The following is a 13,723-nucleotide window of genomic DNA, read 5'->3' as shown; positions in this document are numbered from 1 at the left end:
CAGCGACCACTGACCATTATGCAAAACCACTTCGAATTATTCCAGTTGCCGGCGCAGTTCTCGCTCGACATGAGCGCGCTCGACGCGGCCTACCGCGACGTGCAGGGCAAGGTCCACCCGGACCGCTTCATCAACGCCAGCAGTGCTGAAAAGCGCGTGGCGATGCAATGGGCCACGCGCGCCAATGAAGCCTACCAAACACTGAAAAGCCCGCAAAAACGCGCGCAATACCTGTGCGAACTCAATGGTGTCGACCTGCAGACGGAGTCGAACACGGCCATGCCCGTCAGCTTCCTGATGCAGCAGATGGAGTGGCGCGAAGAACTGGGCGACGCGCGTGCCGGCAAGGATGCCGACGCGCTCGACGCCCTGGACCGCCAGCTGCGCGGCGAACGCAAGGCCTTGCTGGCCCAGGTGGCGGCCCAGCTCGACGCGGCCGACTATGTGAATGCCGCGCAAAGCGTGCGCGCCCTGATGTTCCTCGACAAATTCGGCGAGGAAGTCCGTTTTGCCTATGAGGCGATTGAAGTCTGATCTCCGGATAGCTTGACCGGCGTGCCAAGCGCCAGTCTGGCGCGCGTCTTATAATGCGCGACAGGCATCAACCGCACCACGCAAAAAATTAATCGAGGCACGAATACAATGGCACTTCTGCAAATCTCCGAACCAGGCATGTCGACCGCGCCGCACCAGCACCGCCTGGCCGTCGGCATCGATCTGGGCACCACCAATTCCCTGGTCGCGACCGTCCGCAACAGCATTCCCGAGGTGCTCAACGACGAGGAAGGGCACTCCCTGCTGCCGTCCGTCGTGCGCTACTTGCCGAATGGCCATGCAAACATCGGCTACAAGGCCCTGTCCGCGCAGACCACCGACCCGAAGAACACCATCGTCTCCGTGAAACGCTTCATGGGCCGCGGCCTGGCCGACATCGCCTACGCGGAAAACCTGCCCTACGACTTCCAGGATACGCCTGGCATGGTGCAGCTGAAAACCGTGGCCGGCGTGAAAAGTCCCGTCGAAGTGTCGGCGCAAATTCTCGCCACCCTGCGCCAGCGCGCGGAAGATTCGCTCGGTGACGACCTGGTCGGCGCCGTGATCACCGTGCCCGCCTATTTTGACGACGCGCAGCGCCAGGCAACAAAAGATGCGGCGCAGCTGGCCGGTATCAACGTGCTGCGCCTCTTGAGCGAGCCGACGGCCGCCGCCATCGCGTATGGCCTCGACAACGCGTCCGAAGGCGTGTACGCCGTGTATGACCTCGGCGGCGGCACCTTCGACATCTCGATCCTGAAACTGAGCAAGGGCGTCTTCGAAGTGCTGTCCACGGGCGGCGATTCGGCCCTCGGCGGCGACGATTTCGATCGCCGCCTGTTCTGCTGGATCAGCGAACACGCCAAGCTGGCGCCCCTGTCGGACGAAGACACGGCCATCCTGATGGTGAAAGCGCGCGAGATCAAGGAGCTGCTGTCGACCAAGCCGGAAACGACGATCGACGCCAAGCTGAACTCGGGCGAAGAGATCCACCTGCGCGTTACAGCTGCCGACTTTGCCGCCATGACGCAGCATTTGGTCGCCAAGACCATGAACGCCATCAAGAAGGCCTTGCGCGACGCGAACGTGGATGCGGACGACGTCGACGGCGTGGTGATGGTGGGCGGCGCCACGCGCATGCCGCACGTGCAGCGCGCCGTCAGCGAATTCTTCCACACGACGCCGCACGCGAATATCGACCCGGATAAAGTGGTGGCGCTGGGCGCCGCCATCCAGGCGAACTTGCTGGCCGGTAACCGCGCCGCCGGCGACGACTGGCTGCTGCTCGACGTGATTCCGCTGTCGCTGGGCATCGAAACCATGGGCGGCCTGGTGGAGAAAATCATCCCCCGTAATTCGACGATTCCATGCGCACGTGCGCAGGAATTCACGACCTTCAAAGATGGCCAGACGGCCCTGGCCGTACACGTGCTGCAGGGCGAGCGCGAACTGGTGAGCGACTGTCGTTCCTTGGCGCGCTTCGAGCTGCGCGGCATTCCGCCGATGGTGGCGGGCGCCGCGCGCATCCGCATCACCTATCAGGTCGATGCGGACGGTTTGCTGTCCGTCTCGGCGCGCGAATTGCGCTCGGGCGTGGAAGCGTCGATCAGCGTCAAGCCGGCGTATGGCCTGGGCGACGACGATATCGCCCGCATGCTGCAGGACTCGTACACCTCGGCCGACGTCGACATGGTGGCGCGCGCGCTGCGTGAAGAGCAGGTGGAAGCGGAGCGCATCCTGCTGGCCACGCAGTCGGCGCTCGATGAAGACGGCGGCTTGCTCGACGAGGCCGAACGCGTGGCGGTGGATGGCTTGATGCAGCGGGTGCGCGACGCCATCGCGCAATCGCAGAGCGGCGCCATCGACCACCAGGCCTTGAAGCTGGCGATCGAGCAGCTCGCCGACGGCACCGAGGATTTCGCCTCGCGCCGCATGGACCGCAGCGTGCGCACTGCCTTGACCGGCAAATCGCTGGACCAGGTCGTACAAGACTAATTGAACAGCGCGCCGCCGAAGCTGCGGCCGCGCTCCGAATGACAGACTGAAAGAAGACACCATGCCACAAATCGTTATCCTGCCGCACGCCAAGCTTTGCCCGGACGGCGCCGTCATCGAAGCACCTGCCGGCAAATCCATCTGCGACATCCTGCTGGAAAACGACATCGACATCGAGCACGCCTGCGAAAAATCGTGCGCCTGCACCACCTGCCACGTGCTGGTGCGCGAAGGCATCGAATCCTTGAACGAAGCGACGGAACTGGAAGAAGACATGCTGGACAAGGCCTGGGGCCTGGAAGCCGTGTCGCGCCTGTCGTGCCAGTCCATCGTGGCCGAGGCGGACCTCGTCGTCGAAATCCCGAAATACACGATCAACCAGGTCAGCGAAGGCAGCCACTAACATGAAATGGTCCGACATCACCGCGATCGCCGAAGCCTTGTTCGATACGCATCCGGACATCGATCCCCTGACCGTGCGTTTCACCGACCTGCATAACTGGGTGGTGGAACTGGACGGTTTCGACGATGACCACACGCGCGGCGGCGAAAAAGTGCTCGAAGCGATACAGATGGCGTGGATCGATGAAGCGCGCTAAGGGCGCGGCGCCAGCCGCAAATGTACCCGCCGCGCCGAAAGACGTCATCACGGCCGCCAGCAACATGCCCGAGATCAAGGATGGCCAGTCGGTCGCCTTGCTGCAGGAATTGCACATCCTGACGCGCGACGGCAAGATGAACCAGGACAGCCGCCGCAAGCTCAAGCAGGTGTACCACCTGACGCAGTTCATCGAGCCGCTGCTGCGCGAGGTGCAGCTCGACCATCCCGGCGTCTCGCTGGTCGACCACGGCGCCGGCAAGTCGTATCTCGGCTTCATCCTGTACGACCTGTTCTTCAAGAATGGCAACGACGGTTCGCACATCTACGGCATCGAGACGCGCGAAGAACTGGTGCAGCGCTCGCAGGAACTGGCGAAGAAATTCAAGTTCCCCGGCATGTCGTTCCTGCCGCTGTCCGTGGCCGAATCGACGGAATCGAATTTATTGCCCCAGCAGATCGACATCGTCACGGCCTTGCATGCGTGCAACACGGCCACCGATGACGCGATCCACTTCGCCCTGAAGAAAAAGGCGAAATTCATGGTGCTTGTGCCGTGCTGCCAGGCGGAAGTGGCGTCCGTGCTAAAGAAGAACAAGGGCAAGAGCCTGGGCAAGAACGTCTTGACGGAACTGTGGCGCCATCCGCTGCACACGCGCGAGTTCGGCAGCCAGATCACCAACGTGCTGCGCTGCCTGCAGTTGGAAGCGCATGGCTACCAGGTCAGCGTGACGGAACTGGTGGGCTGGGAACATTCGATGAAGAATGAACTGATCATCGCCAGCTACAAGAACCTGCCGCGCCAGCGCCCGACGGAGCGCCTGCAGGAAGTGTTGCAGACCCTGGGCCTGGAAGAGATGGGGCACCGTTTCTTTGCCGAGGAATTGGCCAAGGCGACAGCCTGATTGCTGGATTACGCGGCAAGCCGCTAATCCAAGCTAGCTGATGCGCCACGTAGGTCGGATTAGCGCGCAAGCGCGTAATCCGACAACCACCGGGCAATCAGCAACAACGGCAACAAGAGGGGAGGAGCGGGTCGGTTACAATACCGGCTTTCTCCTCCCTTGCTTTTTGCGCCTTCCCATGACCACACCAATCGAAATGCCCACCGTCCGCCTGGCCAAACGCCTGTCTGAAGACGTGCCCTGTTCGCGCCGCGAGGCCGAGCTGTATATCGAGGGCGGCTGGGTGACGGTCGATGGCGTGCTGGTGGAAGAGTCGGGCGCGCGTGTGGCGGACAACCAGGAAGTGGTGCTGTTGCCGAACGCGACCCTGGACGAGATGCCGCCCGTGACGATCCTGCTGCACAAGCCGGCTGGCATCAATGGCGGTATCGGCAGCGAAGGCAAGCCGGCGCTCAGCTGCTTGCGTCCCGAAGAGATTTTCACGCCGGACAATGTGGCGCCCAGCTCCGTCACGCGCTTCCTCAAGCGCCACCTGATCGGTTTGACCATCACCAATCCGCTCGACACCATGGCGTCCGGCCTGCTCGTGTTCACGCAGGATTTCCGCGTGGCCCGCAAGCTGGTCGACGAAGCGAAAACGGTGGAGCAGGAATTCATCGTGGAAGTGTCGGGCGCCATCGCTGAAAACGGCCTGGCGCTGCTGAATCACGGCTTGCCCTTCAATGGCAAGCCTTTGCCGCCGATCAAGGTCAGCTGGCAGAATGAAACGCGCTTGCGCTTTGCCCTGAAAAACGTGCAGCCGGGCCAGATCGCCCACATGTGCAAGATGGTGGGGCTGGACGTGGTCGGCATGAAGCGCCTGCGCATCGGCCGCATCCCGATGGGCGCCATGCCGTCGGGCCAGTGGCGCTATCTGCAAGGCTACGAACGCTTCTAAAGCTGCGGCGCCGTGATGGAATGGCTTTCCGCAAAGCTTTTCCATAGCCGCTCGGCGATATTCAAGGCGATGGTGTCGGCCTTCTCTTGCAGGGCTGCATTGCCCATGCTTTCCGTCGTGGCAAAGAACAGGGTCAGCCAGCGGCGGAACATGCAGGGCGTGAGGTTTTCCATTTGCGCGTGCTGGGCCAGCGGCTTGCCGTGGTAGCGCATGGTGCCGCGCAGCAAGCCTGACCAGAAATCGATCAATGTTGCCAGGTGAGCATCCCAATCCTTGACCTCGGCGGCAAAGATGGGGCCCAGCATGGCGTCGTCGCGCGCAGCCGCATAAAAGGTGTGGACGAGATGCTTGACTTCGTCTTCGCTGCAGACTTCCTCGCGGTAGGGGGCGAAGCGTGTGTGGGGGAGGGGGGCGGTATTCTTCATGGCATGCCATGATCGCAGAGCCCCCTTGGCGCTTCAATGACCCAGGTCAAGCCGCTTAAAAACTCAGGCGGCGACTTTCTTCGGCTTCTTGGCAGGGGCTGGCAATTGCACGATCTGCGTGCCCACCAGCTTGTCGTGCAGGAATTGTCCATTGCCCGTGAACAGGGCCGTGCATGACCAGGCCAGGATGCCCACGCCGATGGCGCCCAGGGCCGTCCAGTGCCGCAAGTCCAGCAGATACGACACCAGCAGCGCCGGCAGCAGCCACATCCATGACAGGACGTAGCGGTACGCGGCCACGCGCAGCGGCACGTGGGCGTGGCCTGGCAGCACCAGTTGCAAGCGCCACGTCTTCATGGCCAGGGTTTGCCCTTCGCGGCTCCATTGATGGATGAAATACGCGCCCATGACGAGGAAGGCCAGGCATTGGCGCATGTGTTCCGTCAACGGCGTATGCGCGCCTTGCACGATCAGTTCAAACACGAGAAAGGGTAAAAACAGCACGGCCAGGGCCAGCAGCGACTCGTACACCATGGAAATCAGGCGGCGCTTGATGGTGGGATGGGTGATGCTGGCGGCAGGCGTGCTATTTGGCATTGGTTGGCAGTGGGGCGGGCGTGGCAGGTGGCGTGACGGGCACGGCGGCCGGGGCCGCAGCAGGATCGCTGGCCGGCACGGTCGCCGCTGCGGGGGCAGGCGGCATGACAGGCGCGGCGGCAGGCGCCGCCGGCGTGGCGGGAGGCACGATCACGGGCGGCTTGCTCGTGTTGGAATTAATTGCGGGCACTTTACCCAGCGGTTTTTTCGGCACGAGTTCCGTCGCCAGCTTTTTCTTTTGATCTTCCGGCAATTGCTGGTATTGCTCCCATTGCGCCGTTTTTTGACCCGGATCAATCTTCTTCGTGCGCGTATAGTTTTCGCGCACGAGGCGGCGCTGTTCCGGCGTCAGCTTGACCCATTCGCGCATGCGTTCATGCACGCGGGTTTGTTCGTCGGGCGTCATGGAGGCGAAACGGCTGGCGATATCGAGCCATTTCTGCTTGCGCAAGGGTTCCAGCTTGTTCCATTCGCTTGCCAGTGGCTGCAGGGCTTCTTGCTGCGCGCGCGACAGCTTGTTCCAAGACGGGTTGTCGCTGGCCTTCGGCGTGCCACCCTTGCCGCCCGTGCGGGGCGAGCCGGGCTTGACTGCCGGGGCAGGGGCAGGCGCCGCCACGGGCGCGGCTGCCACGGGAGGAGCGGCGGGAGCGGCATGTTGCTGCGCACCTACCCAGGCGGCGCCCGCCAGGGCGCACGCACCCAGGCCGATGCCGCCAGCCAGCCAGCCTTTGCGTACGCTCGAGCGTGCCATGCTTATTGCTCGCGTTTCGTCAGGTAGGCGTTGAAGCCATGGTCCATGTACGCAGACAGCGGCAACTCGTCCGACAGCACGGCCGCGTCGATTTCTGCCAGTTCGGCAATATGTTGTTCCTGCTCAAACTGATAGATGCCCACCAGGCCGCCAACGAGCAGCAGCAGGGGGATGATGACGCTCATGCGGCCCAGCCACGACAGCGGCTCGACGAACAGGTTGCTGGCGATGCCTGCGAACACGTCCTTGCGCACGGCGACGGCGGCAGGCGCGTCCGCCTTCTTGCGCGACAGGGCCAGCTTGCGTGCCGCTGCCAGGCGATCGGTGGCCGATGCGGGCAGGTCGTCGAGTTTTTCGTTCAGTGCATGGCGCACTTTGTAAGCGAAATTGAGATCGTCGGTGTTCATAATTTTATTCCCTTGGCTTTCAGCGATTCGGCGAGCGTGTGGGTAGCTCTGGAGCAATGTGTTTTCACGCTACCTTCGGAGCAACCCATCGCTTCCGCTGTTTCAGCCACATCCATGTCCTGCCAATAACGCATGAGGAAGGCTTCGCGTTGACGTGAGGGCAGTTTTTGTACCTCTGCATCAATCAAATCAAGGATTTGCGCGCGTTCGACCTGGTCGGCCGACGATTCGGCGGCGCTGGAGCCCTGTTCCGATTCATAAGTATCAAGTATATCAAAATCTTCATGCTCGTCGCCCGAGGGCTTCATGCCGGAAAACAGGCTGACCCAGGTGTTGCGAACTTTTTCGCGGCGGAAATAATCGAGTATGGTGTTCTGCAAGATACGCTGGAACAACATCGGCAGCTCGGCGGCCGGCTTGTCGCCGTATTTCTCTGCCAGCTTGATCATGGCATCCTGCACGATGTCGAGTGCCGATTCTTCCTTGCGGACCGCGTAGGCGGCCTGCTTGAAAGCGCGCCGCTCGACATTTTCTAGAAAGTCGGATAATTCTTTGTCTGTTGCCATGCGGTATGGGGATCTTAGCGGCTGCGGGGTGCGGTGGGCGAAATGGGGCGGGTATGCTTTTTGCAACCCCGTGCATGCTAGCAAAAAATGTGCGTTTCCGCAGGCTTTTTGCACGGCGTGCGAGCAAAATGGCCTTTTGGCTGACATTTTCCTTGACCACAATGGTGCAACGCGATAACGTATGGGACGCTTTGAACACCCCAAAGCCCTATGGTCAGGTCGCGACCGGCACACAAGGCCATCCGCGACAAGACGCGCTTTCATTTGTAGGCAGTTTGTTCTAACCCGCGCCACAAGCGCGAGCGGTTCGTACAGGCGCCACAGAAACTCCAGCCAAACGAGTTGCGTTAAGCGTGGTTTTGTAAGGTATCTATGGGTGCCCAAAGAAATTGCGTGACCGCATGAAAAGGGAAGCAGGAGCACTGTCGCGCACAGCGAACTTCGTCAGGAAAGAACATCCGATCAATCTCCAATGGACCTTGAAAGGAATGTTTCATGAATACCGAAGCAAAGGGACCTGCAACAGGTTCCACAACAGGACCGATCACGGGCGCAGAAATTGTCGTGCGCTGTCTGGCTGAAGAGGGCGTCGAGCACGTCTTTGGATATCCGGGCGGAGCCGTACTCTACATCTACGACGCCATCTTCCAGCAAAACAAATTCCAGCATATCCTGGTACGCCACGAGCAGGCCGCGATCCACGCCGCCGATGCCTATTCGCGCAGCTCGAACAAAGTCGGTGTTGCCATCGTCACGTCCGGTCCGGGCGTCACGAATGCCGTCACGGGCCTGTCGACCGCGTACATGGACTCGATTCCCATGGTCGTGATTTCCGGCCAGGTGCCGAGCCACGCCATCGGCCAGGATGCGTTCCAGGAATGCGACACGGTCGGCATCACGCGCCCCGTCGTCAAGCACAACTTCCTCGTCAAGGACGTCAAGGACCTGGCAGCGACGATCAAGAAAGCCTTCTTCATCGCCCGTACCGGCCGTCCGGGACCCGTGCTGGTCGATATCCCCAAGGATATCAGCATGCACAAATGCAACTTCGACTATCCGAAGGAAGTCGAGATGCGTTCCTACCGTCCCGTCGACAAGGGCCACTCGGGCCAGATCCGCAAGGCCGTGCAGCTGTTGCTGCAAGCCGAACGCCCGATGATCTACACGGGCGGCGGCGTGATCCTCGCGCATGCGGCTCCCGAGCTGAACAAGCTGGTCGACCGCCTGGGTTTCCCGTGCACCAACACCTTGATGGGCCTGGGCGGCTACCGCGCCTCGAGCGAGCAGTATGTCGGCATGCCCGGCATGCACGGCACCTATGAAGCGAACATGGCGATGCAGAACTGCGACGTGCTGATCGCCATCGGCGCCCGTTTCGATGACCGCGTGATCGGCAACCCGAAACATTTCGCCTCGCATCCGCGCAAGATCATCCACGTGGACATCGATCCATCGTCGATTTCCAAACGCGTCAAGGTCGATATCCCCATCGTCGGCAACGTCAAGGACGTGCTGATCGAGTTCCTCGCGCAACTGGACGCGGCCGAAGCCAAGCCGAACGTCAATGCCCTGAGCAACTGGTGGAAGCAGATCGCCGAATGGCGTGGCCGCGAATGCCTGAAATACCCGACCTCCGACCTGGTCATCAAGCCGCAATCCGTGGTGGAAAAAGTCTTCCAGATCACCAAGGGCGACGCCTTCATCACGTCCGACGTGGGCCAGCACCAGATGTGGGCCGCGCAATACTATGGCTTCGACAAGCCACGCCGCTGGATCAATTCCGGCGGCCTGGGCACCATGGGGGTGGGCTTGCCGTACGCCATGGGCGTGCAGATGGCCAATCCGGACGCCACCGTTGCCTGCATCACGGGCGAAGGGTCGATCCAGATGTGCATCCAGGAATTGGCGACGTGCAAGCAGTATCACCTGACGCCGAAGATCATCATGCTCAACAACCGTTTCCTCGGCATGGTGCGCCAGTGGCAGGAAATCGATTACGGTTCGCGCTATTCCGAGTCGTACATGGATTCGCTGCCCGACTTCGAGAAGCTGGCCGAAGCGTATGGCCACGTGGGCATGAAAATTGAAAAACCGGGCGACGTCGACGGCGCCCTGAAAGAGGCGTTTGGCATGAAAGACAGGCTGGTATTCATGAACTTCATTACCGACCAGTCCGAAAACGTGTGGCCAATGGTGAAAGCCGGCAAGGGCCTGTCCGAAATGATGCTCGGTTCGGAGGATCTCTAATCATGCGCCATATTATTTCTGTCTTGCTGGAAAACGAAGCGGGCGCCCTGTCGCGCGTGGTGGGCCTGTTCTCGGCACGCGGCTACAACATCGAAACATTGACGGTGGCGCCGACGGAAGACTCGACCCTGTCGCGCATGACCATCGTCACCAGCGGTTCGGACGACATCATCGAGCAGATCACCAAGCACTTGAACCGCCTCATCGAGGTGGTGAAGGTGGTGGACTTGACCGAAGGCCAGCATATCGAACGCGAGTTGATGCTGATCAAGGTTCGGGCCGTGGGCAAGGAGCGCGAGGAAATGAAGCGCACCGCCGATATCTTCCGTGGCCGCATCATCGATGTCACCGAAAAGACGTACACGATCGAACTGACCGGCAACAAGGTCAAGCTCGACGCGTTCATCGATTCGATCGACCGTGCCGCCATCCTGGAAACCGTCCGCACGGGCGGTTCCGGCATCGGCCGCGGCGAACGCATCCTCAAAGTATAAAAATATAAGCAGCACTACGCGGCCCTGGCGCCGCATTTAAAACAACAACGCATCATCAAATATATAGGAAATACCATGAAAGTTTTTTACGACAAAGACGCTGACCTCTCCTTGATCAAAGGCAAAAACGTTGCCATCATCGGCTACGGTTCGCAAGGCCATGCTCACGCGCAAAACCTGAACGATTCGGGCGTCAACGTCACCGTCGGCCTGCGCAAGGGCGGCGCTTCGTGGACCAAGGTCGAGCAAGCCGGCCTGAAAGTGGCGGAAGTCAACGACGCCGTGAAAGCGGCCGACGTCATCATGATCTTGCTGCCAGATGAAAACATCGCTCAGGTCTACAACGAAAACATCGCGCCGTTCGCCAAGCAAGGCGCCGTGCTGGCCTTTGCTCACGGCTTCAACGTGCATTACGGCCAAGTCGTGCCACGCGCCGACCTGGACGTGATCATGGTCGCGCCGAAAGCCCCGGGCCACACCGTGCGCGCCACCTACACCCAGGGTGGCGGCGTGCCCCACCTGATCGCCGTGTACCAGGACAAATCGGGCATCGCCCGCGATATCGCCCTGTCGTACGCTTCGGCCAACGGCGGCGGCCGTGCCGGCATCATCGAAACGAACTTCCGTGAAGAAACCGAAACGGACTTGTTCGGCGAACAAGCCGTGCTGTGCGGCGGCGCCGTGGAACTGATCAAGGCCGGCTTCGAAACCCTGACGGAAGCGGGCTACGCGCCTGAAATGGCGTACTTCGAGTGCTTGCACGAACTGAAGCTGATCGTCGACCTGATCTATGAAGGCGGCATCGCCAACATGAATTACTCGATCTCGAACAACGCCGAATATGGCGAATACGTGACCGGTCCTAAAGTCGTGACGTCGGCCACCAAGGATGCGATGCGTCAATGCCTGAAAGACATCCAAACGGGCGAATACGCAAAGAGCTTCATCCTGGAAAACAAGGCAGGTGCACCGACCCTGATCTCGCGCCGCCGTTTGACGTCCGAGCACCAGATCGAAGAAGTGGGCGCGAAACTGCGCGCCATGATGCCTTGGATCGCCAAGAACAAGATGGTTGACCAGTCGAAGAACTAAGTAGTTATCGTTCTTCACAAGAAGCCGGCGCAAGCCGGCTTTTTTTTATTACAATCAAGGTCATTCAACAATACCGCCAGCCTCATGCTTGTTTTTTCCAAAGTTTTTGTCGGCAACCTTCATGTGGTCAAGCGCCCCTTCCTGGTGACCATCAGCTGCTGGTTTCTGGTCATCGGCTCGCTGTCAGCGCTGGTGTCGTCCTACCTCGGCCGCAACGATCCCGCCATGCTGGCTGGAATGGGGCACAGCGTGATTCCCGCCGAAGTGCAATACGCGATTTTGATGTTTAGCATGGGCATTAACCTGGTGGCAGCGGTGGCCATGCTGCAAAGGCAGCGCGGCGCGCGCACGGCGTATCTGGTGTGGGGCGGGATCGACATTGCATTCTGCCTGGCGACCTTGCCGCTGAAGATGGACGTCTTGCCTGGCGCGCTCATGTTCGCCGTCATCTGCGCCTTCCTGTACAGTCCGAAATCGAATGCCTGGTTTTCGCCACGCAAGGCGGCCAATGACGCCTGCATGACGCCTGCATGACGCCAGCTTGAGCACGGCTGCTTTCGCCCGCACGTTTTTCGCCCGCCTCCTGTCTTTTTATATTCCTATATAATCCCGCCCTTCCTTTGCAGTTTCATACTTGACTGCATCTGTTTCGGTATCTGCCGACCGCAACGCGCATCACCGCTTTCGTAGCACGCCAGGCGCTGGTTCACCAGCCGCTTGCGCAATCTGAAGGACCCCTATGACCGACCGCACTACCGCCGCAGTACCCATGCCGGGCACTGCCGAACCCCCCGTTTCCGAACGCCTTCCCGTATTGGCCTTGCTGGCCCTGGCCATGACGGCGTTTCTCGCTCTCCTGTCGGAAACCTTGCCCGCCGGCTTGCTGCCGCAGATTGCCCGCGACCTCGGTATTTCCGAAGTCATGACGGGCCAGCTGGTGACCGTCTACGCCATCGGCTCCATCCTGACGGCCATTCCCCTGACGGCCCTGACGAGCGGCTGGCGCCGGCGCAATGTCTTGTTGCTGGCCATTACCGGCTTCTTGATCTTCAATACGGCGACGGCCCTGGCGCCCAACTATATCGTTGCCCTGGTTTCGCGCTTCGTCACGGGCATGGCCGCCGGGCTGGCCTGGGGCTTGATGGCCGGCTACGCGCGCCGCATGGTGCGTGTCGAACAGCAGGGCAGGGCGATGGCCATTGCCATGATCGGCACGCCGCTGGCCCTGTCCTTGGGCGTGCCGCTGGGCACCCTGATGGGGGGCGTGCTGGGCTGGCGCAGCATCTTCGGCATCATGTCGGGCCTGGCAGTCGTGCTGGTCGCGTGGGTGCTGCTGGCCGTGCCCGATTATCCGGGGCAAAAGAATGGCGAGCGCCTGTCGATCCGCCAGGTATTCATGACGCCGGGCGTGCGGCCGATTCTTGCCGTGATCGTCGCCTGGATGCTGGCGCATAACATTCTGTATACCTACATCGCGCCATTCCTCGCGCCGTCCGGCTTGCGTCCCCGCGTCGACCTGGTGCTGCTCGTGTATGGCGTGGGCTCGCTGGCCGGCATCTGGCTGGTCAGCCAGCTGATCGACCGCTGGCTGCGCAAGCTCGTGCTGGGCTGCATCGCCGCCTTTGCCATCGTGGTGATCGCGCTGGGCCTGGCGATGGACTCGGCCATCGTCATCTATGTGAGCATGGCCATCTGGGGCGTCACCTTTGGCGGCGCCGGCACCTTGCTGCAGACGGCGTCGGCGGACGCGGCCGGCGACGGCATGGACGTGGCGCAGGCCATGGTGGCAACCATCTGGAACGTGGCCATCGCGGGCGGCGGCCTGGCGGGCGGCCTGCTGCTCGACGGCTATGGCGCGGCATCGTTCCCCTGGGCCATGCTGGCCTTGCTGCTGGTGGCCTTGACCATCGCCTGGCGCGCGCACCGCCACAGTTTCAAGCCGGGCCGGCGCAGTGGCGGTGCGGTGGCCAGCCACTGATAACATTGTTATTTATGATGACACTGTGTTGAAATGTGACCAGATGTGACTGGCTGGCGCATTTTGTGACGATTTGTTAATTTGCGCCACGGGAATGAATGAGGCGTTAGAATCTACACAGTTTGACAAGTTTCTCAAGTGAAAGGGGCGGCAAAACTGCTCCCTTCGCTGGCTGTCAGCCATATTAACTACCTAGG

At 61.0% G+C, this 13,723-nt stretch carries 16 protein-coding genes; 11 read left to right on the top strand and 5 right to left on the bottom strand.

Annotated features, from left to right (window positions below; translation table 11 throughout):
* Positions 1–18 precede the first annotated feature (18 nt).
* The 6 genes from hscB to BLU39_RS04035 all read left to right on the top strand — a co-directional run bounded on the left by hscB (position 19) and on the right by BLU39_RS04035 (position 4,969).
* Positions 19–534, top strand: a complete 516-nt coding sequence (gene hscB, locus BLU39_RS04060; protein WP_035820574.1) for a Fe-S protein assembly co-chaperone HscB — start codon at positions 19–21, stop codon at positions 532–534.
* Positions 535–642: 108 nt separating this feature from the next.
* Positions 643–2,529, top strand: coding sequence for a Fe-S protein assembly chaperone HscA (hscA, locus tag BLU39_RS04055; protein ID WP_092710138.1), 1,887 nt, complete (start codon positions 643–645; stop codon positions 2,527–2,529).
* Positions 2,530–2,590: 61 nt separating this feature from the next.
* Positions 2,591–2,932: an ISC system 2Fe-2S type ferredoxin gene (gene fdx / locus BLU39_RS04050; protein ID WP_034750070.1), complete on the top strand. Its 342-nt coding sequence runs from the start codon at positions 2,591–2,593 to the stop codon at positions 2,930–2,932.
* 1 nt (position 2,933) lies between these two features.
* The gene (gene iscX, locus BLU39_RS04045; protein ID WP_034750067.1) at positions 2,934–3,128 is read left to right on the top strand and encodes a Fe-S cluster assembly protein IscX; all 195 of its coding nucleotides are present in this window, start codon (positions 2,934–2,936) and stop codon (positions 3,126–3,128) included.
* 64 nt (positions 3,129–3,192) lie between these two features.
* On the top strand, positions 3,193–4,032 hold the full coding sequence (locus BLU39_RS04040) for a class I SAM-dependent methyltransferase (protein ID WP_254788904.1): 840 nt from the start codon (positions 3,193–3,195) through the stop codon (positions 4,030–4,032).
* Between the two features lie 178 nt (positions 4,033–4,210).
* Positions 4,211–4,969, top strand: coding sequence for an rRNA pseudouridine synthase (locus BLU39_RS04035; protein ID WP_092710131.1), 759 nt, complete (start codon positions 4,211–4,213; stop codon positions 4,967–4,969).
* On the opposite strand, the gene BLU39_RS04030 is transcribed toward BLU39_RS04035, so the two are convergent.
* From BLU39_RS04030 to BLU39_RS04010, 5 genes are all read right to left on the bottom strand, one after another.
* Positions 4,966–5,394, bottom strand: a complete 429-nt coding sequence (locus BLU39_RS04030; protein ID WP_046683837.1) for a group III truncated hemoglobin — start codon at positions 5,392–5,394, stop codon at positions 4,966–4,968. The genes BLU39_RS04035 and BLU39_RS04030 overlap by 4 nt on opposite strands.
* A 63-nt stretch (positions 5,395–5,457) precedes the next feature.
* On the bottom strand, positions 5,458–5,991 hold the full coding sequence (locus tag BLU39_RS04025; RefSeq protein WP_092710128.1) for an RDD family protein: 534 nt from the start codon (positions 5,989–5,991) through the stop codon (positions 5,458–5,460).
* On the bottom strand, positions 5,981–6,742 hold the full coding sequence (locus tag BLU39_RS04020; protein ID WP_092710126.1) for a DUF3106 domain-containing protein: 762 nt from the start codon (positions 6,740–6,742) through the stop codon (positions 5,981–5,983). Before BLU39_RS04020 ends, BLU39_RS04025 begins: the two co-directional genes overlap by 11 nt.
* Before the next feature lie 2 nt (positions 6,743–6,744).
* Positions 6,745–7,149: a DUF3619 family protein gene (locus tag BLU39_RS04015; RefSeq protein WP_092710123.1), complete on the bottom strand. Its 405-nt coding sequence runs from the start codon at positions 7,147–7,149 to the stop codon at positions 6,745–6,747.
* On the bottom strand, positions 7,146–7,715 hold the full coding sequence (locus BLU39_RS04010; RefSeq protein WP_034779551.1) for an RNA polymerase sigma factor: 570 nt from the start codon (positions 7,713–7,715) through the stop codon (positions 7,146–7,148). Before BLU39_RS04010 ends, BLU39_RS04015 begins: the two co-directional genes overlap by 4 nt.
* A gap of 495 nt (positions 7,716–8,210) precedes the next feature.
* Between BLU39_RS04010 and BLU39_RS04005 the strand changes: the two genes are divergently transcribed.
* The 5 genes from BLU39_RS04005 (at position 8,211) to BLU39_RS03985 (ending at position 13,526) form a co-directional block, all read left to right on the top strand.
* Entirely contained in the window at positions 8,211–9,962 is a 1,752-nt protein-coding gene (locus tag BLU39_RS04005) for an acetolactate synthase 3 catalytic subunit (RefSeq protein WP_082127698.1), read from the top strand.
* Between the two features lie 2 nt (positions 9,963–9,964).
* Complete coding sequence (gene ilvN / locus BLU39_RS04000; protein WP_010399754.1) at positions 9,965–10,456, top strand: acetolactate synthase small subunit; 492 nt, start codon at positions 9,965–9,967, stop codon at positions 10,454–10,456.
* Between the two features lie 75 nt (positions 10,457–10,531).
* Entirely contained in the window at positions 10,532–11,548 is a 1,017-nt protein-coding gene (ilvC, locus tag BLU39_RS03995) for a ketol-acid reductoisomerase (protein WP_034750044.1), read from the top strand.
* A gap of 123 nt (positions 11,549–11,671) precedes the next feature.
* Complete coding sequence (locus BLU39_RS03990) at positions 11,672–12,082, top strand: hypothetical protein (protein ID WP_092710120.1); 411 nt, start codon at positions 11,672–11,674, stop codon at positions 12,080–12,082.
* 205 nt (positions 12,083–12,287) lie between these two features.
* On the top strand, positions 12,288–13,526 hold the full coding sequence (locus BLU39_RS03985) for an MFS transporter (RefSeq protein ID WP_092710117.1): 1,239 nt from the start codon (positions 12,288–12,290) through the stop codon (positions 13,524–13,526).
* Positions 13,527–13,723 lie beyond the last annotated feature (197 nt).

This window comes from Janthinobacterium sp. OK676, assembly GCF_900103595.1.
In the GTDB taxonomy this organism is placed as follows: domain Bacteria; phylum Pseudomonadota; class Gammaproteobacteria; order Burkholderiales; family Burkholderiaceae_D; genus Janthinobacterium.
This window is presented reverse-complemented; position numbering and strand designations above follow the sequence as displayed.